24 protein-coding genes are annotated in these 23,653 nt (G+C 37.7%); 8 read left to right on the top strand and 16 right to left on the bottom strand.

Annotated elements, in window-relative coordinates; translation table 11 throughout:
* Positions 1-9: 9 nt before the first annotated feature.
* From IJF99_RS00705 to IJF99_RS00635, 15 genes are all read right to left on the bottom strand, one after another.
* A complete protein-coding gene (locus IJF99_RS00705; protein WP_292790706.1) occupies positions 10-378 on the bottom strand; it encodes a metalloregulator ArsR/SmtB family transcription factor in 369 nt (122 codons plus the stop codon).
* Positions 379-497: 119 nt separating this feature from the next.
* Positions 498-962 carry a DUF2124 domain-containing protein gene (locus IJF99_RS00700; RefSeq protein WP_292790704.1) on the bottom strand — a complete coding sequence of 155 codons (465 nt, stop codon included), beginning with the start codon at positions 960-962 and terminating at the stop codon, positions 498-500.
* Positions 963-977: 15 nt separating this feature from the next.
* Positions 978-1,427 (bottom strand): hypothetical protein, encoded by a 450-nt coding sequence (locus IJF99_RS00695; RefSeq protein ID WP_292790702.1) that lies wholly within the window; start codon positions 1,425-1,427, stop codon positions 978-980.
* Between the two features lie 20 nt (positions 1,428-1,447).
* On the bottom strand, positions 1,448-1,861 hold the full coding sequence (locus IJF99_RS00690) for a C-GCAxxG-C-C family protein (protein WP_292790700.1): 414 nt from the start codon (positions 1,859-1,861) through the stop codon (positions 1,448-1,450).
* 47 nt (positions 1,862-1,908) lie between these two features.
* Entirely contained in the window at positions 1,909-2,652 is a 744-nt protein-coding gene (locus tag IJF99_RS00685) for a nitroreductase family protein (RefSeq protein ID WP_292790697.1), read from the bottom strand.
* Positions 2,642-4,900 carry an ABC transporter permease gene (locus tag IJF99_RS00680; protein WP_292790694.1) on the bottom strand — a complete coding sequence of 753 codons (2,259 nt, stop codon included), beginning with the start codon at positions 4,898-4,900 and terminating at the stop codon, positions 2,642-2,644. The genes IJF99_RS00685 and IJF99_RS00680 overlap by 11 nt, the downstream gene beginning before the upstream one ends.
* Before the next feature lie 229 nt (positions 4,901-5,129).
* Positions 5,130-5,351 (bottom strand): hypothetical protein, encoded by a 222-nt coding sequence (locus IJF99_RS00675; protein ID WP_292790692.1) that lies wholly within the window; start codon positions 5,349-5,351, stop codon positions 5,130-5,132.
* A gap of 76 nt (positions 5,352-5,427) precedes the next feature.
* Complete coding sequence (locus IJF99_RS00670; protein ID WP_292790689.1) at positions 5,428-7,698, bottom strand: ABC transporter permease; 2,271 nt, start codon at positions 7,696-7,698, stop codon at positions 5,428-5,430.
* 4 nt (positions 7,699-7,702) lie between these two features.
* Complete coding sequence (locus IJF99_RS00665; protein WP_292790687.1) at positions 7,703-8,407, bottom strand: ABC transporter ATP-binding protein; 705 nt, start codon at positions 8,405-8,407, stop codon at positions 7,703-7,705.
* Between the two features lie 139 nt (positions 8,408-8,546).
* Positions 8,547-9,986, bottom strand: a complete 1,440-nt coding sequence (locus tag IJF99_RS00660; protein WP_366931232.1) for an energy-coupling factor ABC transporter ATP-binding protein — start codon at positions 9,984-9,986, stop codon at positions 8,547-8,549.
* A complete protein-coding gene (locus IJF99_RS00655) occupies positions 9,979-10,698 on the bottom strand; it encodes an energy-coupling factor transporter transmembrane component T (protein WP_292790685.1) in 720 nt (239 codons plus the stop codon). The genes IJF99_RS00660 and IJF99_RS00655 overlap by 8 nt, the downstream gene beginning before the upstream one ends.
* A 12-nt stretch (positions 10,699-10,710) precedes the next feature.
* Positions 10,711-11,292, bottom strand: coding sequence for an MptD family putative ECF transporter S component (locus IJF99_RS00650; RefSeq protein WP_292790682.1), 582 nt, complete (start codon positions 11,290-11,292; stop codon positions 10,711-10,713).
* A 48-nt stretch (positions 11,293-11,340) separates the two neighbouring features.
* A complete protein-coding gene (locus IJF99_RS00645; protein WP_292790679.1) occupies positions 11,341-13,086 on the bottom strand; it encodes an ABC transporter ATP-binding protein in 1,746 nt (581 codons plus the stop codon).
* Positions 13,083-14,876 (bottom strand): ABC transporter ATP-binding protein, encoded by a 1,794-nt coding sequence (locus IJF99_RS00640; protein WP_292790676.1) that lies wholly within the window; start codon positions 14,874-14,876, stop codon positions 13,083-13,085. Before IJF99_RS00640 ends, IJF99_RS00645 begins: the two co-directional genes overlap by 4 nt.
* Before the next feature lie 222 nt (positions 14,877-15,098).
* The gene (locus tag IJF99_RS00635; protein ID WP_292790674.1) at positions 15,099-16,040 is read right to left on the bottom strand and encodes an AraC family transcriptional regulator; all 942 of its coding nucleotides are present in this window, start codon (positions 16,038-16,040) and stop codon (positions 15,099-15,101) included.
* A gap of 80 nt (positions 16,041-16,120) precedes the next feature.
* On the opposite strand from IJF99_RS00635, the gene hisA reads away from it, so the two are divergent.
* From hisA to pyrI, 5 genes are read left to right on the top strand one after another with little or no spacing between them, the layout of a single operon-like run.
* On the top strand, positions 16,121-16,858 hold the full coding sequence (gene hisA, locus IJF99_RS00630; RefSeq protein ID WP_292790671.1) for a 1-(5-phosphoribosyl)-5-[(5-phosphoribosylamino)methylideneamino]imidazole-4-carboxamide isomerase: 738 nt from the start codon (positions 16,121-16,123) through the stop codon (positions 16,856-16,858).
* A gap of 4 nt (positions 16,859-16,862) precedes the next feature.
* Positions 16,863-17,324 (top strand): FAD synthase, encoded by a 462-nt coding sequence (locus tag IJF99_RS00625; RefSeq protein ID WP_292790668.1) that lies wholly within the window; start codon positions 16,863-16,865, stop codon positions 17,322-17,324.
* 12 nt (positions 17,325-17,336) lie between these two features.
* Positions 17,337-18,359: an N-acetyl-gamma-glutamyl-phosphate reductase gene (gene argC, locus IJF99_RS00620; RefSeq protein ID WP_292790665.1), complete on the top strand. Its 1,023-nt coding sequence runs from the start codon at positions 17,337-17,339 to the stop codon at positions 18,357-18,359.
* Positions 18,360-18,380: 21 nt separating this feature from the next.
* Positions 18,381-18,869, top strand: a complete 489-nt coding sequence (locus IJF99_RS00615; protein WP_292790663.1) for a flavodoxin domain-containing protein — start codon at positions 18,381-18,383, stop codon at positions 18,867-18,869.
* Between the two features lie 10 nt (positions 18,870-18,879).
* Positions 18,880-19,350, top strand: a complete 471-nt coding sequence (gene pyrI, locus IJF99_RS00610) for an aspartate carbamoyltransferase regulatory subunit (protein WP_292790660.1) — start codon at positions 18,880-18,882, stop codon at positions 19,348-19,350.
* A 5-nt stretch (positions 19,351-19,355) separates the two neighbouring features.
* Here the strand turns inward: pyrI and IJF99_RS00605 are convergent, their stop codons facing one another.
* Complete coding sequence (locus IJF99_RS00605) at positions 19,356-20,561, bottom strand: GMC family oxidoreductase (RefSeq protein ID WP_292790657.1); 1,206 nt, start codon at positions 20,559-20,561, stop codon at positions 19,356-19,358.
* 110 nt (positions 20,562-20,671) lie between these two features.
* Between IJF99_RS00605 and IJF99_RS00600 the strand changes: the two genes are divergently transcribed.
* Genes IJF99_RS00600 through IJF99_RS00590 form a run of 3 tightly spaced genes read left to right on the top strand, consistent with a single transcriptional unit; the run spans position 20,672 to position 23,627 of the window.
* Positions 20,672-22,042, top strand: coding sequence for a TldD/PmbA family protein (locus IJF99_RS00600; protein ID WP_292790654.1), 1,371 nt, complete (start codon positions 20,672-20,674; stop codon positions 22,040-22,042).
* Positions 22,042-22,599, top strand: coding sequence for a TIGR00296 family protein (locus IJF99_RS00595; RefSeq protein ID WP_292790652.1), 558 nt, complete (start codon positions 22,042-22,044; stop codon positions 22,597-22,599). The genes IJF99_RS00600 and IJF99_RS00595 overlap by 1 nt, the downstream gene beginning before the upstream one ends.
* 8 nt (positions 22,600-22,607) lie before the next feature.
* Positions 22,608-23,627 (top strand): NOG1 family protein, encoded by a 1,020-nt coding sequence (locus IJF99_RS00590; protein ID WP_292790649.1) that lies wholly within the window; start codon positions 22,608-22,610, stop codon positions 23,625-23,627.
* Positions 23,628-23,653 lie beyond the last annotated feature (26 nt).

Here is a 23,653-nt window from a genome sequence, read left to right as displayed (position 1 = left end):
AATTAAAAATTATTCTAATATATGTTCTAAACCTACTTTGTAAATCATTTCAATGTGCAGGTCTGTAAGAGAGTATCTTGCCATTTTACCTTCTTTTCGGTATTTTACAAGATTACTTGCTCTTAATATTCTGAGCTGATTTGAGACTGTTGTCTGGTTTAAATCAAGTGCTTCGCAAATATCACATACACATAAATCCTCTACAGCAAGCAGGGAAATAATTTTTAATCTTGTTGGGTTTCCGAATATTTTAAAAAATTCTGATAAATCTGAGTATTGTTCCTCTGAAGGCATGCGCTCTTTAACACGGTTTACTATATCTTCATGAGAATCGAACACTTCACATACATCATCATTTTCAAGATTATTTTTTTCCATTGTCATCACATATATTATATATTTACATATTATGATATGTTTATGTATTTAAAAGTTTTCATATCATGATATTATGATATGTTAATCTGAAAAAAATAAGAAGTAATTAATATGATTAATTACGTTTTAACAACACCTGTCAACGTACCGTCAATGACAACATCAAAATCGACCTTTTCAAGCCATCCTGATTTGGTGAACATGTCCATGAAGCTTACGCCAATTAACTTGCCGCCATCCTTAAGGATTTCATCAACAACTCCCTTCAATTCATCCAAGTCAACATCATACTTTGGCATGCTAAGGCCACCCAGCAATACCACAACATCAGAGTCATGAGAATCTGAAATCTCATCCGCTAAAACCATTGCATATTCCTTAAACTCAAATTGATGAGAATTTTCTATATCCAGCAATGATACGAAATTAGTCTCGACATCCCTGACCGCATAGGCCAATAGCTCGGCAAATGGTGTGCATACACCAGGAGACCCTAAAAATGTGATTTTTTTAGCATCTCCAACTTCCTTTTTAAATGAAACCAATTGTCCATTAATCCCTTTCCAATCATTAATATTTTCCATTCTTTTAACTCCTAATCAAACAGGATAATAAGTTATGTTCTGTTCCAGATATTCAACATTTTCAACCAGGTACACATCCTTTGGATGTTCAATATTGCCCAAGGAACGCTTTTCAACAACTTCACAGTTGAAGATGTTTGTTATGGCAACATCCGTGACGAACTCTGAAGGCAATTTGCCCGCATCATCTGAATCCATTATGACAAATGACTGCAAACCGTTGAAGACATACATGTCCCCCAGTGACTTCATCCAATTCAAGGTATCATTGTCATATCCCTCATAATAAGAGGAATTTTCAATATCTTCAACTATTTCACTTACTTTAAACGGTCCTTCTGATGACACTTCAAGTCTAGTGAGATTGCCCCCAGTATCTTGAAATTCGGTAACCGAATAAATACCTACCAATGCCAAAATAACGACAAGAACCACAATCAGCAATATGAAACCCTTATTAGCCATTAAAAGTCCTCCAAATATACTTAATATATCATTTCATCAACAATTCTTGAAGCTGATTCCACCATTTTCGGGCAGAATTCCTTAAACAGATTATTGTCTTTAGCGTATTTCACTCCTTCTTCAGTGCTGATATCACATTCAAGCAAATCACGGCAGATGTATGACCCGTTTTCCTTTTTGAATTCATCCATAAATTTATCGCATACCTCATCGCTTTTTTGCTTGCTTTCGCCATATTTCAATCCCAATACCATCAATGCGCCTGTGCACGCCCCACAGACTTCGGCTTTGCGCATTCCGCTACCAAAGCAGGCTCCGATTTTAAGAGCCTGTTCTTTTGAAAGGCCTAAATCTTCAGAAAATGCGGCAAACACCGCCTGTGAGCACATATAACCGCTTTCAAATAATTGAACTGCCTCTTCAATAGAATTCATATTTAATTATTCTACTGCATAGTTAATTAATTTATCTTAAAACGAAGTTATATGGTAAAGCTTCCCTCGAATACCTTGTCCTTCAGCTCTTCATGAGGACCATCTAAAATAAATTTAAAAGATTCCATGTTTGCAACGTACATGTGTGCCAATGCAATGCCCATATCAACCTGATTCCAGGCATCCATTTTTTTGTTCAAACGGACTTTACGCCTGTTTCTATACAGATTATAACTTCCGTCATCATTGTGTGTGAAATACCATGCCTGTGAGTTTGCAGCTGACGGAGCGAGCTGTGCAGGAATCAGTTTGCTGTCCCTTTCATCCGAAATTTCGCAAATAATCTTTCTTTCAAACTGAGTTCTTTCACGATAGATTTCGCCTTGGGGTTTGCCGAATACAATCATGATAATGAATTTCTGGTCGGGATTTGGATTTTCATAGTTTTTAGGGCCTCCCGCACCAATCCAGCAGGAGCCGATACCCCTGCTTTGTAGGTACAGGTCAACCTGTTGGAATATGAATCCGATGTTCTGGAGATAATTCTGCTTTTCTTGTGAAAACAGAAGCAGCGCATGGGGAGGCTTGAATCTCTGAAGCATCCTGAAGTTATCCGGTCCGACAATATCATAGCTCCAGTCTATATCCTGATTCAAGACTTTTGCATTGTCTATGAAATCTCTCAACTCGTTTAAAGTTTCTGCGCTTAGCGGATTTTTGTCATAGTTCCTAATTGACTGTCTTTTGTATATTGTATCTTCAAGATTCATGTTATCAACTTTAATCAACATCTTTAAGTGCTTCCACCATATCCAAATTTCTAATTTTTTCCGAGAACAATAAGTTAACCCCTATGGATATTGTATATGTTATTGCCACACATAATAAAATATTTCCCCAAGTCAGGGTCGGAATGTAATACAGCGATTCTCCGGCGGCATTCATCATCAAGGTCATGAAATAGAATCCTATAGGAATTCCTAAAATAAATCCGATGCTTGTGAAGATAATGTTTTGGGTTAACAGTAATTTCCTTAAGTCATTTGTCTTAAAGCCCAAAACCTTCAATGTAGCAATTTCCCTTTCCATTTCTGTGAATGACAGGATTCCTAAATTATACAATACCAACCCTGCCAATACTACAGCCACAACCGTTACAACCGAAACCATCATCATCACGGAGGTTGTCATCATGTCCCAGCTTTTCCTCATTTTATCTATGGTTGTGACCGATTTAACGGATTCGAGGTTTTCGCCATATTTTTCGGAAGTTACAATATTTGTTGGTGTGAAATTCAATCCCTGGTCTTCCAGAGTATCCGGAGACATTATCAAACCCTGCGAAATAGGTTCTGCATGTATCTGGCCGATTTTTGAAGTTACCCATTCATCGCTTCCAACTACATGCCACCTGATCTTATCCCCCTTGGTCAGGTTGAACTTCTCAGCAAGTTTCGTTGAGATTGAAACATCCCCCTCGTCAATGTCTATTTGATTTCTATTGCTGTCAGTGTAGGATATCAAATCCGTGTTGTTCGATGCAAGCAGGGTTACCGTGTCTTCCATGTCATTTGCCCTGATTTCAATTGACTGCTGCATGATGAAGCTTCCGTTTGATTCATTCAATATATAGTACAATTCCATTGGATTCGCGTTATTGGAAAGCTGTATTCTTGACTCGAAATGGTTTATGTCATCATATTCCCATGATTTCAGTTCATTCAAACTGTCATTCATGCCGAACGCCGCGATTAACAAGGCAACACAACCCATCACCCCAACTATCACCATAAACGCTCTGAACTTATTGGATTTTGCATCCCTGATATTCCATCTTAAATTGAAACTTAAGCGGTTCCAGAGCTTTGATTTTTCAAGGAATCCCTTTGAAGAGATGTTGGGAGCCTTTGGCCTCATAGTGCTTGCAGGATTTTCCTTTGAAATTCTTCTGCATGTCATGTATGTAACGAAAACGGATAAGACAACCAACAGTATTGCTATATAGACAAAGCTCATGTCAAAACCGGGATGCCACATCGGCATGCTGTACATTGTAGCCATTGTCGGGTAGAACATCTGTGGGATAATCATTGGCCCTGTCACTAAACCTAAAATCGCTCCCAATAAAACCGGGAAAAATGCATATGATAAATAATGCAGTATTATTGTCGAATCCTTAAAGCCGACCGCCTTCAGGATTCCGATTTGAGTTCTCTGGTGAGTGACAATCCTTGTCATTGTAGTCAGAAGTGTCAAAAAGGTTACCAAAATAAATACGATTGGGAAGACATCCCCGATCATCTTGTGCTGGTCCATTTCATTTGCAAACTTAGACACACTGAGATGATTCTCTTTTTTAGTGAATGACAGATAATCAATCGAATCGTCCAATTTTTCCTTGAAGTCACTATCCGAACAGTTATACTTGACGAGCAATTTATTATATTCCAAATCTTCAGGATATGCCTTATATGAAAGATAGGCAAATCCCAACTCTGAAAAATCAGGTGTCAGGGAGCTGGGTGAAGTCTCATAGATATACTCCGGAGAATAGCCTGTGCCTTTTATTTCCTTTTTAATTGTCAGATTGTCAAACTCGAAAGTTATCGTATCTCCGATGTGCAGATCTCTTGCATCTGCAAAGCGCTGGTCAAGCCATACTCCTGAATCGTCAGAGGAATCAAAATCTTCACCTTCAGTCGTGTAGAATTTGGAAATCGTTCCCTTTTCTATGAAATGAAGCGTCATGTCAGGTTTTCCCTCCAGGTCCGCTGAGGAGAGAACAACTTCCTGCCTGTCGGTTTGGGTTGAAAATTCATTTACTTTGTGAACCGACAACTCATCGAAATTATCATTGTCAATCCAGCCATCTGCCATATTGGTATCTGCATAATACTGATTGGAAGTTTGTACCAGGCCGTAATACTCGCCATAAATTCCGCTGTAAGCAAAGATACCTATAAATGCCATTAGAAATATTGCAATAAACTGTGTCTTATTTATCTTTATATCCCTCAGCATTTTTCTGGACAATGACATGATAATAATATATGGAATATTAAATATAAAAAACCTATTTTCAATTGATGAGGGAGAATATCCAAAACTAAAACCATGCCTTTAAATTAAGAAAAGAGCCTATAATTCATGTAGATAATCATCTATATTGTAAAATTATTGATTGGGAATTGCATTAACATTATTGTTTGATTAAGATTAACCTAATGCGAAATAGGAATATGCATGAAATGGTGGAAAAAAGGAAAGGTCAATATGAATCAATCAATTCTTTAAAAAGTGAAACCGTTTCATCGACTGTCATTTCAGCCCTTTCACTGACTTCGGCGAGATTTGCTTCCCAAAGCGAAATCTTTCCCATTTGAGTTACCAAAAATTCAAATTTGGGGTTTTTACGGACCAAATCCGTTTTAAGCAGTGGATACTCATTCAACAAATCCATATATTTTGATTCTCCTGTAACTTCAGCCATATTATCACCTGAATAAGAATTGAAACTTGACCCTTTTAAATATTTTGTCACTTGATATGGGAGAATAGGGGAATAACTATTCCCCACTTTTAAGTGATTCGACCATATTCAACCTTTTGATTTTACGTGAGAACAACAGATTTACCATTATTGACAATGCAAATGTTATTGCAGCAGTCAACAGGAAGTTTGTAAGGGTTATTGAAGGCAAGATGTAAAACGAATCGCCAGATGACTTCCACATAATATCCAAAACAAAATATCCTACCGGCAAGCCCAATATAAATCCGACAGCGGTAAACCATAAGTTTTGAGTCAATAACAGTCTTCGAAGAGCGCCTGTTTTAAATCCCAACACCTTCAAGGTCGCAATTTCACGTTCGATTTCTGTAAATGACAGCAATCCCAAGTTATATAGGACGATGACCGCTAAAAGAGAAGCGAAGAATATCAGAATGTAGATCAGCAGCCACATCGCTTCAGTCAGCTCGTCCCAACTTGAGGTCATGTCATTCAGGGAGTTGGTGGATTTTATTCCATCATACTTCCTGTCCACATGTTCGGAGGTTATGATGCTTGTAGCGGTGTAGTTCAAGTCCAGATCCTCCAGCTTGTCAGCGGACATTATGAATCCCTGTGAGGTCGGGTCGGCATGTATCTTATCGATTTTTGTCTTCACCCATTTATCCGAACCCATAATGTGCCATTTTACGGTGTCGCCCACATCAACACCAAGCATGTCAGCCATCTTCTGCGAAATGGAAACCTCATCATCTTCAATTTCTACATTATTTCTATCATAATCTGTTGGAGTTATCAGGTCTGTGCCGTTCAATACCAGAAGCGAAGCGGACTTTTTGGCTGTGTCCGATTCGATTTCAATGGCCCCCTCCATCAGCTTATCGCCGTTGACCTTGTCTGCAACCTCATCGATTTGGGAAATTGTGGCTTCCTCATCCGCAATCAGTTTTGAATCATAGTGGTTGATCTGGTTAAATTCCCATTCTTTCAAATCATTCATCCCATCATACATCCCAAATGCACACACAAGAAGTGCAGTGCATCCGATAACACCGATTATTGTCATAAGACCCCTGAACTTATTTCTTTTGGCATCCCTCCAGTTCCATCGGACATTGAACGAGAGATGTTTCCAAATAGCCAATTTTTCAACAATCCCCGAAGTGGACACCTTAGGCGCTTTTGGCCTTAACGTATCGGCAGGGTTTTCAGATGAAATGCTTTTGACCGAATAAAATGACACCGCTATTGACATTATAACCATCAATGCCGCAACATAGACAAAATTCATGCTCCATGCGGGATTCCATGAAGGAAGCTTATATGTTGCACTCATTGACGGATAGAACAGTTGGGGCAAAGTAATCGGACCCAAGATTAGCCCTAAAATTGAACCGATTAAAACCAGCAAGAATCCATATGATACATAATGCAATATTATTGAATGATTTTTGAAACCGTTAGCCTTAAGAATGCCTATTTGTGTTCTTTGATGTGTGATGATCCTTGTCATTGTTGTTAAAAGAATCAGCATTGCAATCAGTATGAACACAACTGGAAAAATGTCGCTCATCATACTGTGCTGGTCCATTTCCTCTGAAAACTGGCTGACACTAACGTGCTCTGACCGTTCCACAAATGAATTGTAGTATCCGTCCATATGATACGACAGGAGCTCGGCATACGTTTCGGGAGTGCCCTCAAACTTAACATTCAAAACGTTATATGGAACAGTATCCTCCGGAAATGCCTTATATGACATGTATGCAAAGCCTATCTTATTGAAGTCAGGTATCACTGATGAAGTTGAAGCGTGGTAGACATATTCCGGAGAATATCCCAGCCCCCTGATTTCCTTTTCGATTTTGTATCCTTCAAACTCAAAGGTAATGTTGTCTCCAACCTTAAGGCCTTTTTCATCGGCAAAGCTCTTGTCCAGCCAGACACCCTCCTTGTCTTCAATGTCTAACTTTTCACCTTCAAGCAGATAAAATTTGGAGATTGTGTTGTTTTCAACGAAATGCAAGGTAATTTCGGGATCATTTTTAAAGTCCGCAACCGAATCGACGACCAGTTGCCGTTCCATATCGGTTGTTGCACCTAAAGCATCCACCTGATACATGAACAAGTCATTGATGTAGTTTGAATATATCCAACCATCGGCAAGATTGGTTTCCTCATAGTAGTCATTGACATTGACTTCAAGGCCTACTGATTCGCCTCCGACCCCGGCAAACACGAATACCCCCAGAAATGCCATTAGGAAAATTGATATGAACTGAGCCTTGTGCCTGGAAATGTCCCTTATCATCTTTTTTGCAAGCATTAACTCACCATTCCAAATCAGTGACATTTTTTGGGTTTTCATTAACGACAATGCTTTCAACCTGGCCATTCTTAATCCGGATAACCTTATCTGCAGCTTCAGCAAGTATTGCATTGTGGGTTACGATAACAACAGTTGTGTTCTGATTATTGCTCATGCTCTGAAGCAGGTTCAGTATCAAAACACCTGTTTTTGAGTCCAATGCCCCTGTGGGCTCATCGCACAAAAGCATTGTTGGTCTTTTAGCCACTGCCCTTGCGATGGATACCCTTTGCTGCTCCCCACCGGAAAGCTGTGCGGGAAACTGGTTTGCATGGTCTTTAAGGCCGACTGAATCAAGAACGCTTAATCCGTCTATATCCACATCAACAATGTCCTTCATAAGTTCAATGTTTTCCTGTGCTGTAAGATTTGGAATCAGGTTATAGAACTGGAATATGAAACCGACATTTCTGGCGCGGTACTCTGTTAGCTGATTGTCGCTGAATGATTCGACATGATTATTGTTTACAATGATTTGGCCGGAAGTTACAAAATCCAATCCCCCCAGTAAGTTTAATAAAGTTGATTTGCCTGCACCTGACGGTCCAAGTATTACAACAAATTCTCCACTGTCAATTGTGAAGTTAACATTATCCATAGCTTTTAAAATGTGGTCTCCGGATTTGTACTCCTTATTCACATTTTTAAATTCTATAATTGTACTCAATTTTACACCTTCTTTAAAAGTAAATAATCATTATATAATATATCTTACACAATATATAAATTTAGGCATACCTAACTTTTATAGATTATAGAAGCAATCAAAAAATAGAGAGATAAAAAGAAAAGATGATGAAAAATGGTTAATTTGAATTCAAAAAGAATTTTTTCAATTTTTCCTCATTGATTTTATAGCTGTCAACTATTCTTCCATCATCCATATGCAACACATGAGAACAAGCCTCCATAATCAACTCATAATCATGAGTTATGATAAATGATGTGATTCCAAGTTTCTGCAAGTAGATTAAGTTTTCACTTACTTTCATCATGTTTTTCAAATCAAGACCACTTGTCGGCTCATCAAAAATCAATATTTCTTTTTCAGACGCTATTGCGGATGCTATAGCAACCCTTTGCTTTTCACCACCAGACAATGCCATTGGATGCGCATCCTTTAGATGAATCAGGTTTAGGTTTGTCAGTATTTCTTCGGCCAGTTCGAAATTCTCATCATCCATACTTAGCAATACCTCATCCAACACGCTTTCAGTGAAGAGCTGATGATTGACATCCTGCATTACCATATATGTCTTTTTAAGCCTGTCATTTCTTTTTAATGCGTCATTGTCCCAAATCAATTGGCCTTTGCATGACCTTTTAAGGCCACATAAACAATTTGCAAAAGTTGATTTGCCGGCACCGTTCTTTCCAATTATGGCTATGACCTCATTTTTTGGAATCTTGACATCATCAATATCCAGAACCTGTCTTTTGCCATAGTGGAACCTGAAGTTTTTAAGTTCCATGAATTCTGGAGAATCTGAATAATATTCCTTTCGCTTGCATGTCAAATTTTCAAGATTCAGTTGCCTCAAGCCGAATTCCCTATGATTAATCTGTCTGAACTCTTCAATTGACCATTCATCTGTTATTCTACCGTTATTCAAAAAGAGAACCCTATCAACAACATCACTTAAAAAGAATAGCTTATGCTCTGCAATGACAACTGTTTTGCCCTGGCTTTTCCATTTCCGGATTATATTCTCAAAATCCCAACTTGATCTTGAATCAAGGTTGGAAGAGGGCTCATCTAAAATTAAAATGTCCGGATGGACCGCTGAAACTGATGCGCAGGCAATCTTTTGCTTTTCACCACCGGATAACTTGAAAATGCTTTTATCCAATAGATGTGATATTTGAAAATCATCAACAACATTATCTAAACGATTTTGAATATCATCAATAGGCATTGATAGATTTTCACATCCGAATACAACTTCACTGGTGGTATCCACATTGAAGAATTGGGTTTTAGGATTTTGAAAAACCGATCCGACATTCTTGGATATCTCATATATCGGCATTTCACTAATCAATTCATCGTTTAGATATACATTACCTTGGCGTTTTCCGTCAAAAAAATTTGGTATGAGTCCATTTAAGAAACGTGTAATAGTTGTTTTTCCGCAACCGGATTCCCCGCATAGCAGAATGACTTCACCTTCCCTAATGTCCACATTAATGTTATCCAGGTTTTTGTCCTTATCATATGAGAATGAGACATCTCTCATTTTAAGCAATTGCGACACCTCTTAAAAAGTTAAATGCATAAATTCCAAATCCTATTATTGTCAATGCCAAAAGAACATAGTCCATCCGGGTGAACTTGACCTCAAGAAGATGGGTTCTTTTTTCTGGATTGCTAAGTCCCCTTGTTAGGGAAGCTGCAGATAGCTCATCAGCTGTTTTAACGGCACTGATTAAAATAGGAATCATGTAAAATTCGATCAGTTTTAAAGGGTTTTTCAATGATTTGATATTTAATCCGAATCCTCTCATTTTCATTGCATTTGTGATTAATTTGATTTCTTCAAAAACTGATGGGATATACCTGAAAACAACTGAGACAGGTATGATAATGTCTTTTGGAATATTACTTTTTTCCATGGACGCTATGAATTCACTTACCTTTGTTGTCGTTATCGTATAATATCCCATCATTATAATCGGCAACATTCTAGAAGCAGTGTAGCTAAATGTAATCAGTATTATTGCCAATAGTCCTGTTGCCGTTGGGAGAATATAAATTTGAACATATTTTGCAGCAATATATGCTATAATGTATATTATAGCTGATTTCTTATGATTGGAAAAAAACAAACAGATGAATGGAATTAAAACCAAAATTCCACTAATGTACAATGAAACATCATTAAAAACCATGAAACTCAAAATTGCCAGAATTATAATTTTAGTTTTCGGATCCAGAGTGAAATTTAGTCCTAATCCCATAAATATCACCTTTTAAGCAATGCCTGCTTTTTCAAAGTGTTTTTTCAAAACTATTTTTCCAACATATGCGCTTGCCATTCCCACAATGAATGTCAATATGATTAAAACTATCAAAACGGGAGTGTTTATGAATGGAGAAATAACATTAACATAATCTGCACCCATTGAGGAACGTAATCCATTTAAATAGAAATCTCTCATGATGAAAAACGGCAACATGTTTCCCATTACTCCCAATATGAAAACACCATGTGCAACGATGGAATTTTTAACAGAAGAGTAATCTCCCATCTTCAGGATGCAATCTGCAATGAATGCACATAATGTGAACACCAATATTGGAACCCAAGTATGACCGCTTAAAAACATCACTATTCCTAAAATCAAACCCATCAATGTAACCATTCCGAACTTGTTCACTCTTGTCAGGAACAGCATGAATGGAATTCCACAAATCAATGCCGCCAGTATCGGCAGCGCTATCATCAATATCGGGATGTATCCCAACATTCCGAAAATGAATATCAACACTATTATAATCACTGAGAATATTCCCACAGTGATTAGGTCTTTTACGTTTAATCTTTCGCTCATTTTATTTTCCTCCTAATTTTTTTAAAACAATGAGAATAAACTGGAGAATCAGATTTGCCATTCTCCACTTAAGTTTTGCAATTCAACCATCCTCTTGAACAGTCCGTCTTTTGCAAGCAGTTCCTCAGGGGTTCCCTGTTCGGCAATTCTGCCGTCGTCCAAAACAACAATCTTATCGGCATTTGCAATTGTACGCATCCTGTGGGCAATGATGATCACGGTCTTGTTTTTGATTAGTTCTGACAGCGCCCTTTGGATTTTGGATTCATTCTCAACATCCAAAAATGAAGTGGCCTCATCCAAAAGGATTACATTGGCGTCCTTGAGCATTGCCCTTGCAATTGAAATCCTTTGCCTTTGACCGCCTGACAATAGCTCACCGTTCTCCCCTATGACTGTGTCATAACCGTCGGTGAGTTTGGATACAAACTCGTCACATTCAGCAAGTTTCGCTGCCTGAATCACTTCATCATCGGTTGCATCCTTTCGACCGACCCGAATGTTTTCCAAAATGGAATTGTTAAAGAGTATCACATCCTGGAAAACTATTGAGAAGTTTTCAAGAAGCTTTTCAGAGTCCAGTTTTGACAGGTCCTGGCCTCCAAGTGAAACTTTACCGGAAACAGGATCCCAAAATCTTGCGGCGAGTTTTGAAACTGTTGATTTTCCCCCACCGGAAGGCCCTACAAGGGCGGTCACTTCACCCTGTTTTGCAGTAAATGTTATGTCATTTAGAACATCCTTCAAATCATCATAGTTGAAATTGACATCCTTAAATTCAACATCATATCCGTCAAGAGAATAATCAGTCAAGCCACCTTCGATAACCTGCGCTTCTATTTCTTTTGACCTTAAAATCTTATTGTCCATCATGAAAATTTCAGACAGGAACATCAATCCATTTTCAACAGGAGCATAGATTGTAGCCGAAGCGATAAGGAATATCAGCAATGTGAAAATTGTAATCTGTGAATTCAGTATCAAATAGGAACCTAAAAGAATCACAGAGACTATTCCTAAATTTAAAAAGACCTTGCCGGTCACTACACCTGCCGCAGACATTAATTCCGCTTTAAGTCTGGACTTTTCAATAGTTGATGTCAAACCAGTAATCCTATCGTAATACTCCTCTTCATGATTATATGATTTCAAATCCCTAATTGACTCAATGCACTCCTGCATTGCATCTCCACACTTGAGCAAATCGGCCATCACCAGATTTCCTCCTTTGTAGATGAGTTTTTTTGAAGCATATAAAATTATGAATGCAACTGGAACCACCCATAAAAGGGCAATAGCCAATCTCCAATCAAATATCAGCAATCCAATTGACACAAGGCATAACGATAGGATTGAACCAAGCAATTGCGGAACCGCATGAGAGAAAACATGCTCCAAATCAGTGCAGTCATTCATGATTGTGGAGGTTAGGTCAGCCAAATCCCTATTTTCAAAAAATGACAATGGGAGCTTTCTTAGGTTCTCGCCTAAATTGATTCTCCTGTTTTCACTTTCAGTGTAAGTGGTATTGAACACAAAGTGATATTGTTTCCATGCGAATGCGAATATGATTCCCAGAACAATTAATATTAACACGATAAACATTCCAAGATTCGGGTCGACGATTTCGCCTCCTGTCAATGGTTCTATCCACATATAGATTAGAAGTGAATACAAACCCACCGGAAACATTAATGAAATGTCTAAAAGAGCAGTGTAAAGAATGCCCTTGATTAAATTATCAGCCCCCTCTTTAGTAAGTCCGAATCTTGTTTGGAAAAACTCAGATATCATACTATCTCCTCGCTTTTAACTTTCCATTGTATGGATTTGTTGAATTCATCCCACATCCTTGAATAAAGTCCGTCTTTTTCAACTAATGAATCATGATTGCCCTCCTCGACAATCCTGCCGTTATCAACAACATATATCTTATCCACATTTTTGACTGTGGACAGTCTATGTGCAATCATGATTACAGTTTTATCTTTTGTAATCTCTGAGATTGCCTTTTGAATCATGTATTCATTGTCAGGATCGGCCAATGCGGTAGCCTCATCTAAGATGATGATTGGAGCATCCTTAAGTATTGCACGTGCAAGCGCAATTCTCTGTTGCTGGCCTCCTGAGAGATATGTTCCTTCACTTCCAATCACTGTATCAATTCCATCTGGAAGCTCATCAATAATATCATCACATTGTGCCAAGCTTAACGCATTTTCAACTTCACTTCTTGATGCGCCTTTTCGGCCGATTGCTACATTATTGTAGATTGAATCTTTAAACAGGGTTGTATTTTGGAAAACGAATGATATGTTTTCCATCAGTTCTTTAGTTGAGATATCCCTTACGTCAACATCCCCAACTTTAATGGAACCTTGTCCCACATCCCAAAATCTTGGAATCAATGATGCAATTGTGGTTTTTCCACCTCCTGACGGTCCGACTAATGCCACTGAATCGTTTTCATTGATTTTAAGATTCACATCGTTCAGGATGTGCTCATCTGAGTTTGCATCATCATAATCAAAGTAAACCCCCTCAAAAGCGATTGAATGATTTTTAGGTTTTTGAGGGTTGGACGCTTCCGGAAGGGGCTTCTCATTTAATATCTCTTCAATACTTTCCAATGCATAGCTGGCCATCATCCAGTCCTGTGATACTGTCATTATCCTGTTCATCATGACTGCACATATTGGTGTGAATATAATATAGAACATGAAATTTGCAAAGAATTTTACGTCCACCAGTGATCCTGCAAGCAATATTCCTGCAGGAATCAACAATGCGAAAAATCCATTGATTGAAACTGTGAACGCGGTCATTGGAAGTTGTGTTGATAAGGAATATTCCGCTGAGAACTTTCCATAGTTTCTAATAGATTTGATGAAATTTTTAAATGAATATACGCTTTGTTGAAATGCTTTTGTAACTGGAATTCCCCTTACATATTCCACCGCTTCACCATTCATTTCCTCCAGGTACTTTTGATATTCAGCCATGATATCCTGTGAGTCCTTTGAAAACATTGGATACATGAATAAGAAACACAGTATGATAGGAATTAAGCATATCAGTCCTAAAATCCAATCAAAACTGAAAAGCAATATTAGAAATGCTATTGGAGTGACAATTGCCCCTGTTAGGTCAAATAATTGATGAGCCAAAAATGTTTCAGTTTTTGCTGTTGAATAGTCAATTACTTTTCTAAGTCCCCCGCTTGTGTGGTTTGAGAAATATCCCAAAGGAAGTTTTAACAAATGCTTTAGTGCAGCATCCTTCATGTTCTTTTCATTTTTAAATGCTGACAAGTGTGTTCCCATCAATCCGCAAAAGTTTAGTGCAATTCCCAAAACTGCAAAAAAGAATGCATTGAATGCATATGTTCCCAAATTCTGGGATTTAGTGAAATCTGGAGCCACTGTCAACAATGCATTGACGACATCCCAAATATAGATAAATGGAATCAATAGACTTATGGCACTTAAAGCGGATAATACCATACCAATGATGGATAGATACTTGTAATTACCCGAAAAATTAAGTAATCTTATAAATTTATTCTTACTTTGAGTCTTTGACATTTAAATCTCCTAATAAATTAATTTAGGTTTACCTAAAAATTTTTAAGTAATCTAAAAAGACAAAACACTTAAAATATCCAAAAAAACAAATAATAGACTAATTTAAAGTATTTTTAAAAAAAAATGATTAAATAAACCAATTTTCAATATAAATATAATAAAAATAAGTATATAAAGGTATTTGAACTAAAAAGACAAAAAATATACCAAAAAGACAAAAAATTATTTATTGTACTCTGAAGGGGTGCATCCGATATAATCCTTAAAAGCCTGACTGAATTTTGAAGGGGAAGAGTATCCCACTTTTTTGGAAATCTCTGAAATGGACAAATCACCCTTTTCAATTAATTTACAGGCATAATCAAGTTTATATTCCTTTCTCCATCTAAATATGGGCTTACCATAGACTTCCCTAAAACAATTCTTAAGTGCAGTTTTACTGATTCCATACCTATTGGCCAACTCATCAATAGTGATTTTACTATCCAAATTGGAAATTAAATCCCTCTTAACATTTTCAACAATCCTCACTTGCTTTTTAGAAAGGGAAATACCATCACTACCAACAAAATTTGTAATTGAGAAAAACAACAACAATTCAAGGCATTTCAACTTATAATAAGGAATATTAATCCTCTCATCAACACTATACAACTCGCCGATGACATGATCTATCCTATCATTGGAACGAACCAGACGATAAGCGTTTGTTTTCTCCAATTCCTCATAAAACTCGACCAAATCAAAATGAGGAATATGCTCTTTTACAAAATCGTTTGCCACATCAACATCAATGAAAATCTCCAAACCTTTATAGTAACCTAAAGGAAAATCAGGAAATGTCTTAGTTAAATAATGGATACTAATGCACAAATCACCTTTGCCGAAATAGAGTACCTCATCATCACCCACAGTATAAGCATACCTGCCATCCAAGCAATGATTGATTTCAAGCAATCTGGAAGGCAATTCATCCTCAATAAAAACTTCCCCATAGTTTTTTAGGTCAATATCAATGAATGCAAGCACAATGCCCTGATATAACGAATATGTTTCAAGCTTACCATATTCGCCCAAATCAATAATCTTTCGAGAATCATCACCAGTTATGGAAAAATCTGGAATGAACACTTCATCAAATAGTTTGTAGAGATTTTCATTCATATTAGTAGTTATAAAATCAATACATATAAATCATTTCAAAACATATAATTAAATTATAATAAAACATTAAGGAAATCCAAATGTCATTCAATAAAGATGAAATGTTAATAATACCTGCAGTTGACATTAAAGATGGAAAATGTGTTCAACTTGTTCAAGGCGAGCCTGGAAGCGAAATGGTTAAAATAGACAATCCCGAAAAAGTTGCAAGACACTGGGAAGAGTTAGGAGCAAAAAACATCCATGTGATTGACCTGTCCGGAACAATTGATGGAGTAACCAGCTTTGAAGTGATTAAAAAAATCCTAAAAGAAGTTACAGTTCCAATACAATTGGGCGGCGGAATAAGAGATATGGATTATGCCCACCAATTGCTGAATCTTGATATTGAAAGATTAATCATTGGAACAATGGGAATACAAAACCCAAAAACCATTACTGAACTATCAGATGAATACGGCTCAGACAGAATTATGATTTCACTTGACAGCAAAGACAACAAAGTAGTTATAAAGGGATGGCAGGAAAAGATTGACAAGAGCCCTTCTGAGATAGCAAACGACTTTAAGGAACATGGTGCGGGAAGCATCCTGTTTACAAACGTTGACGTTGAGGGGCTTTTGGGTGGATTTTACACTGAACCTGTAGAGAACCTTAAAAAATCCGTTGATTTGCCTATTGTTTATTCCGGCGGAGTAACCACAATGGATGACCTTAAAAAATTAAATGAAAGCGGTGTGGAAGGAGTTGTGATTGGTTCTGCACTTTATACTGATAAAATTGATTTAACTGAAGCTTTAAAATATCAAAAGAGGTAATTGAATGAAGATAATGGCGACCGGAACATTTGACATACTCCACCCTGGACACGGAGTTTATCTGGAAGAGTCCAAAAAGCTAGGTGGAGAAGATGCTGAGCTTTATGTTGTTGTAGCGCGTGATGCAACAGTCGAGAGAAGAAAAAGAGTCCCGATTGTTGGAGAGGACCAACGTTTGGAATTAATCAAAATGTTAAAACCAGTTACTGATGCTTATTTAGGTGATGCGAACGGCGATGTGTTTAAAATCGTTCGCGAAATAGACCCGGATATCATTACTATTGGAGCGGACCAAAACCACGATGTTGGAAAACTGCAGGAAGCCCTTGATAAAAGAGGCTTGAAGGCAAAAGCAGTGCGTATTGAGAAATATCGTGATTGTGAGCTCGACAGCAGCTGTAAAATTATCAGAAAAATCGAAAATACTGATTTCGAAGGAAAAATTTTAGACCATTGTGAAGATTAGGAGATAATGAAAATGTTTAAAGTAGCAATAATAGGAGCAAGCGGATACACAGGTGGAGAACTTTTAAGAATGCTTTTAAACCACCCTGAAGTGGAAATTACAGACATCACTTCAAGGCAATACGACGGCACTCCAGCACATAAGATTCATCCGCACATTAGAGATTCAGGACTTGAATTTAAAAACAAAAGTCCTTCAGAACTTGATGCAGATGTAGTCTTTACTGCAACACCTCACGGCGCATCAATGAAAATCGTGCCGGAGATACTTGAAACCGGCGCTAAAGTGGTTGATCTTAGTGGAGACTACAGATACCGTGACACAGCCGTTTATGAAAAATGGTACGGCATGGAACATACAGATAAGGAAAACAAAGGCGTATTTGGACTTCCTGAGTTATACAGAGATGAAATCAAAAAAACAAATCTTGTTGCAAACCCTGGATGTTTCCCGACAGGCGCAATATTATCATCATACCCATTAGTCAAAAACGATTTAGTGGACAGTATAATTATTGATTCCAAAACCGGCGTTAGCGGAGCGGGAGTCAATCCGTCAGCAACCACCCATTATCCAAATATTGCCGATAATGTAAATCCATATAAGATTTCCTCACACAGGCACTCCTCTGAAATCAAGCAGGAGCTGCATGGATTTGATGACGTGAAAGTTTCATTTACTCCTCATTTGGTGCCGGTCAACCGTGGAATCCAAACAACAAGCCACAGCTTTTTGACTGAAGAAAACACAGACATTACTCCTGAAGAAATTAGAAAACTATACATTAAAGAATACGGTGAAGAATTCTTCATAAAACTTATGGATGAAGGGGAAATCCCACATTTAAGTTCAGTTCGCGGATCCAATTTCGTCCATATTGGCGGATTTGAAATCGACGACACCGGAAGAGTTGTAATGTTATCTGCAATTGATAACCTTGTAAAAGGCGCATCCGGCCAGGCAATACAAAACATGAACATTCTCCTTGGAATTGACGAAACCACCGGTTTAACACATTTCGGTCTTCATCCATAATGCAAAAAGGGGGAGTAAAAAATGAGAAGAGCAATAATATACTATTCCAACAGCGGAACAACAGAATTAGTTGCAAAAACTCTAGCCAAACATGTAAATGCAGATTTGATTAGGATTTATGATTTGAAAAATCGTGACGGTTTAAAAAACAGACTCTTCGCATCAATCAACGCTTTCAGGGAAACAAAAACTGACATAATTCCTGCAAAAGTGGACTTGACCGGTTACGATACAATCTATTTCGGAACTCCAACTTGGAATGGAAATCCCACTCCCGCAATATTGACCATTATTGACCGGTGCGACCTCAGGGCAAAAGACGTGATTCTATTTGCTACAATGGATGCGAACCGTGGCGATTCAAATATCGAAAGACTAGAAGAGAAAGTTAGATTGCGTGGAGCAAGAGTAATTCAAAGTTTTACTATAACCACCAAAAATAAGAGTGATGAAAAATTAGTTAATGATACAGAAGCGATAATCAAAATCAAAGATTTGAAAATGTATTAATGGTGTTAGCATGACAAAAACCGAACTGAAAATTAAAGCTATTGAAAACGGTACAGTAATTGACCACATTACCGCAAACAAGGCATTGCATATTCTTAAGATTTTAGGCCTTCCAGATTCTGAAACCACTAATGTTACAGTGGCAATGAACGTTTCATCTAGCCAAATTGGAAGAAAAGACATTGTGAAAATTGAAAACAGGGAATTGGACCATGAGGAACTCAATCAAGTTGCTTTAATTGCTCCCAAAGCTACAATAAATATTATCCGAGATTTCCAACCTGTCAAGAAAGACAAGATCGTTCTTCCCGAAAAAATCAAGTCAATCATTAAATGCACTAATCCTAAATGCATTACAAACTATGAAAATGAACCTATAACACCTGTTTTTCATGTTGTTAATGAATATCCTCCAGTTGTAAGGTGCCATTACTGTGAAAAATTAATAAAAACAGAAGATATCGATGAACAATTCGAATAATCTTCTTAATATTTTTTTAGATAATCTGATAATCTTTTAGACAATGCAAGTATTGTCAGTATTGGAGGTTTTCCGGGAGATATCGGCAATACGCTTGCATCGCAAACAAAGAGATTGGAAATTTCGGTTTCCAGATTGCTGTCGACTATTTTTCCGATAGGTGCTGTTCCACCGGGATGTGCTCCCCTATATACTGTTGAACCAATTGTTTTTGGATCGACACCTGCTTTTTCTAAAATCAAACCTGCTGTAGCGGCTCCTTCAGCCAGGTACCTTATATCCTGAATGGTATTGATTTTATATACCTCACCATCATCATCGATATAACCTTTACATTCATCAGGAGTCTTTACCATTATGCTCAATATATCCTTATCAGTCACTGAATCATCAGGTATATTATCACGTATAAATGATGAGAAGTGAGGTGACAATACGAAGTTTTTTCCTATTACCAAACCTGCCATCTGCACTTCCGTGTTGAAGTTTATATCTTTAATGTATCCTCCCACACTTACAAATGGATCGAAGAATATCTCGCGGCCCGCATCAATTCCAGCCCGTCTTAAAATTAATGCTGAAGATATAGCTCCCGCAGACAATATAACATAATCGCCATAGACCTCTTCTTTCTTATCATCTTTAATGTATTCTACACCTTTTATTTCATTATCTTCAATGATTAAATCAGTTACTTCAGCTTCTGTAATTAATGTTGCGCCCGCTTCCACGGCATCATCCACAAAGTCCTTTCCGGACCATTTTGCATCTGCAGGACATCCGAATGCACATCTGCCGCATTGAATACAATCTTCCTCTCTGATAGCCTTCGGCATCTTTAAAGTTTCAAGACCTAACTGTCTGCCCGCATCGAGAAATGCCTGTGTTCCCTTTCCAATGTGGGAGTCATCCAACTGATGGACCCCGACCAAATCCTCCACATATTCATAGGCTTCTGCCAAATCTATGCCGTATTCATGCAGTTCACTGTCCAGTGCCCTTACCATGTTTGACATGGAAACTATTGTTGCACCGCCGATACATGTGGTGGTCAAAAGGTCTACTGAGCTGTTATACTTATCATAATAGTTAAATGCATCTTTTGAATCTATATATGGTCCTTTTTCAATAATGGTGACAGGCAAATCGTTTTGTGCAAGTTCTCTTGCAAGGATTGCGCCGCCCGCACCGGTACCTACAATTATAAACATTGAATCACCAAAATTATTAACGATTGTTATATTGTCATTACCAATTAATAAACTTTTATTTAATATGTAATCTAAAACTAATATTAAATTAATCTTTTCGAAGTGATAAAATGGAAGAATACATAAATTTATTCGAAAATGTTATTGCAAAAACCAGCCCAAAAGTGGATTATATCGACATAAGATTTGGAATGGGCGATAATACATCCATATTGATGAAAGATGGGAATGTGGATGAAATCAACACCGGAATGAGCCTGGGAGCAAGAATAAGGGTGTTGAATAATGGAGCATGGGGTTTTGCATACACAACAGACTTATCAAAAATAGATGAAATAACCGAAACCGCCTTAAAGTTATCAAACTCACTTAAAGGAGACGTCAAATTAAGTGAAACTGAAGTAATCAAAGATAAAATTGAAGTGGATGTCAAAATACCGTTCACTGACGTGTCAATTGAAGAAAAAAAGGACATCATGAAGGAAGCTAATGATGCCGCATCAATCGATAAGGTCAACAGTACCACCGTAGGATATGTGGACAGCAAAGTTAACGAACTGTTCATGAACAGCGAAGGCAGTGAAATTCAGATTGATACCAGCAGAGTCAGAATGGCATTGAATGCATCAGCAACAGATGGAGAAATAATACAATTCGGACATGGTAGTCTTGGCGGAGTTAAAGGATTTGAAGTCATTGCCGATAGGGACATTGAAGAATTCGGAAGAAAAATCGGCGAAAAAGCTGTAAGACTGCTTGATGCCAAACCGGCACCTTCAGGCCAGTTCCCTGTAATTGCCGACCCTGAACTTACCGGAGTATTGATACATGAAGCATTGGGACATGCAGTTGAAGGAGATTTAATCCTGCAGAACGATTCAATCCTAAAAGATAAGATGGGCACACAAATAGCCTCAGATATTGTGAATATCTTTGATGATGCAAGTTTGAGAGAAGGCTTTGGATATTATCCTTATGATGTTGAAGGAGTTAAAACAAAACCTAATCAACTGGTGAAAGATGGAAAATTAATCTCTCTTTTAAATTCAAGAGAAACTTCATCAAAACTTGGAATGACCTCATCCGGAAATGCCAGGTCCGTTATTTCAGACCAGCCCATTGTCAGAATGAGCAATACATTTTTACAACCTGGAGACAATGAAGTTGAAGAATTATTTGAAGACATTGACAATGGAATTTATCTTAAAGGCTCACGAGGAGGTCAGGTTGACACAGGCAAAGGAATTTTCCAATTTAATGCCGCTGAAGGCTATATAATTGAAAACGGTGAAATCACAACACCTATAAGAGACGTATCACTTTCAGGAAACATATTGGAAACACTGAAAAACATTGATGCTATAGCTAACGATTTTAAACTGAGCGTTGGATTTTGCGGAAAAGATGGTCAGACAGCTCCAGTAGGAGACGGCGGACCACATACAAGAATCTTAAATGCACTAGTCGGAGGAATGGGATAATGATAAGTGACAGAGCAGGATATTATTTGCTTGACTTGGCAAGGGAATGCATAAGGTATTTTCTAGAAACAGGAAAACATAAAGTAAAACCTGAAATGTATCCCCTTGAACTGGATGAGGACTTGGGCGTTTTCGTGACTTTGAATAAGAAAAGTAATCTGAGAGGATGCATCGGATATGCAGAACCTATAAAACCTGCCATTGACGCAACTATGGAAGTGGCATTAGCGGCTGCATTTAACGATCCAAGATTCCCACAAGTGACCGAAGAGGAATTTGAAAACCTTGATTTTGAAGTTACAGTTTTGACAAAACCCGAAATAATCGAAGTGGCACACTATCAACAATACCTTGATGAAATAGAAATTGGCCGTGACGGACTAATAATTCAGAAAGGATATGCAAGGGGGTTATTGCTCCCCCAGGTTGCCGTTGAAAATGCGTTCACAACTGAAGAATTCTTAGAGCACACCTGCATGAAAGCGGGAATCAGTGCAGACAGCTGGATGGATGCAAGTTGTGATGTATATAAATTCCAGGGACAAATTTTTAAATAGTGATAACAATGATGATACCAACAATACCTACGCCTGATGAATTATTGGACAAGGGATTCAGTCGAGGAAAAAAACAAGCTGATTTAATTAGAAGTCAAAAAATGCCTAAACATCTGAAAGGCAAAAGAATTGAGGAAAGAAGAGTCGTTACCTCCTGTCAGGTTATTAAAGATAAATTGAAATCAATCATAGATGCGGTTCCTGAAATTGAAAGCCTGCATCCGTTTTACCAGGACTATATTGACATCACCGTTGGCGTGGACGATATGAAACAGGCTCTTGGAGGGCTTAACTGGGCTTATGGAATCATTACTCAACTCGAAAAGGAATACGGTGCAAAAATCAGGAAAAATCCTTCCGAAAAAGCAACTGCCATTCAAAAACAGGCCTACGGAAGAATTGCATCTGTTGTAAATAAGATAAAGCCTAATTTGGATTTCTTGGATTTTGCAAAGCAGAACCTGAGAAATATGCCTACAATTGACTTTGATGCAACAACCATCGTCATTGCAGGTTTTCCGAATGTTGGCAAATCAACGCTTTTAAGACAGATTACCGAAGCCGAGCCTCAAGTTGCCAACTACCCTTTTACAACAAAAGGTATTCAGATAGGCCATACCGAACGCCACTGGAAGCATATCCAGATTATTGACACACCAGGACTTCTAGACAGACCGGTTCTGGAAATGAACGACATTGAGATGAATGCTATTGTTGCGCTTGAACATTTGGCCGACACAATACTGTTTATCTTTGACGCTTCCGAGACCTGCGGATTCCATTTGGATAATCAGTACAACCTTTTAAAACAGATCGAGAAGATATTTTCCGAGATACCTATAATCTATTTATTTAACAAGATGGATTTGATTGAAGATACAGGATACCTTGATCAGTACATTGATGATGAAGACAATTCAATTTTCATTTCTGCCATAGAAGGAGAAGGCATTGAAGAAATCAACAAGAAAATCGATTCAATTAAAAAAATAGAACGTGTTTTAGACGAAGATGATGATTATTACTGATGCCTAAATTTTAGTAACTTTTAGTA

It is taken from the genome of Methanobrevibacter sp. (assembly GCF_017406825.1).
In the GTDB taxonomy this organism is placed as follows: Archaea; Methanobacteriota; Methanobacteria; order Methanobacteriales; family Methanobacteriaceae; genus Methanocatella.
Note: the sequence above shows the minus strand (reverse complement) of the source record. Positions and strands in the feature narration are given on the sequence as shown.

Excerpts from the sequence above, each read along its gene's own strand:
- IJF99_RS00635 (WP_292790674.1), bottom strand. The coding sequence starts at position 16,040 with ATGAATGAAAATCTCTACAAACTATTTGATGAAGTGTTCATTCCAGAT.
- IJF99_RS00605 (WP_292790657.1), bottom strand. The coding sequence starts at position 20,561 with ATGTTTATAATTGTAGGTACCGGTGCGGGCGGCGCAATCCTTGCAAGA.
- IJF99_RS00655 (WP_292790685.1), bottom strand. The coding sequence starts at position 10,698 with ATGGGATTAGGACTAAATTTCACTCTGGATCCGAAAACTAAAATTATA.
- IJF99_RS00690 (WP_292790700.1), bottom strand. The coding sequence starts at position 1,861 with ATGAATTCTATTGAAGAGGCAGTTCAATTATTTGAAAGCGGTTATATG.
- IJF99_RS00625 (WP_292790668.1), top strand. The coding sequence starts at position 16,863 with ATGAAGATAATGGCGACCGGAACATTTGACATACTCCACCCTGGACAC.
- argC (WP_292790665.1), top strand. The coding sequence starts at position 17,337 with ATGTTTAAAGTAGCAATAATAGGAGCAAGCGGATACACAGGTGGAGAA.
- IJF99_RS00590 (WP_292790649.1), top strand. The coding sequence starts at position 22,608 with ATGATGATACCAACAATACCTACGCCTGATGAATTATTGGACAAGGGA.
- IJF99_RS00640 (WP_292790676.1), bottom strand. The coding sequence starts at position 14,876 with ATGTCAAAGACTCAAAGTAAGAATAAATTTATAAGATTACTTAATTTT.
- IJF99_RS00705 (WP_292790706.1), bottom strand. The coding sequence starts at position 378 with ATGGAAAAAAATAATCTTGAAAATGATGATGTATGTGAAGTGTTCGAT.
- IJF99_RS00615 (WP_292790663.1), top strand. The coding sequence starts at position 18,381 with ATGAGAAGAGCAATAATATACTATTCCAACAGCGGAACAACAGAATTA.
- IJF99_RS00645 (WP_292790679.1), bottom strand. The coding sequence starts at position 13,086 with ATGATATCTGAGTTTTTCCAAACAAGATTCGGACTTACTAAAGAGGGG.
- IJF99_RS00600 (WP_292790654.1), top strand. The coding sequence starts at position 20,672 with ATGGAAGAATACATAAATTTATTCGAAAATGTTATTGCAAAAACCAGC.
- IJF99_RS00675 (WP_292790692.1), bottom strand. The coding sequence starts at position 5,351 with ATGGCTGAAGTTACAGGAGAATCAAAATATATGGATTTGTTGAATGAG.
- hisA (WP_292790671.1), top strand. The coding sequence starts at position 16,121 with ATGTCATTCAATAAAGATGAAATGTTAATAATACCTGCAGTTGACATT.
- IJF99_RS00685 (WP_292790697.1), bottom strand. The coding sequence starts at position 2,652 with ATGTTGATTAAAGTTGATAACATGAATCTTGAAGATACAATATACAAA.
- IJF99_RS00670 (WP_292790689.1), bottom strand. The coding sequence starts at position 7,698 with ATGCTTGCAAAAAAGATGATAAGGGACATTTCCAGGCACAAGGCTCAG.
- IJF99_RS00700 (WP_292790704.1), bottom strand. The coding sequence starts at position 962 with ATGGAAAATATTAATGATTGGAAAGGGATTAATGGACAATTGGTTTCA.
- pyrI (WP_292790660.1), top strand. The coding sequence starts at position 18,880 with ATGACAAAAACCGAACTGAAAATTAAAGCTATTGAAAACGGTACAGTA.
- IJF99_RS00595 (WP_292790652.1), top strand. The coding sequence starts at position 22,042 with ATGATAAGTGACAGAGCAGGATATTATTTGCTTGACTTGGCAAGGGAA.
- IJF99_RS00650 (WP_292790682.1), bottom strand. The coding sequence starts at position 11,292 with ATGAGCGAAAGATTAAACGTAAAAGACCTAATCACTGTGGGAATATTC.
- IJF99_RS00695 (WP_292790702.1), bottom strand. The coding sequence starts at position 1,427 with ATGGCTAATAAGGGTTTCATATTGCTGATTGTGGTTCTTGTCGTTATT.
- IJF99_RS00680 (WP_292790694.1), bottom strand. The coding sequence starts at position 4,900 with ATGTCATTGTCCAGAAAAATGCTGAGGGATATAAAGATAAATAAGACA.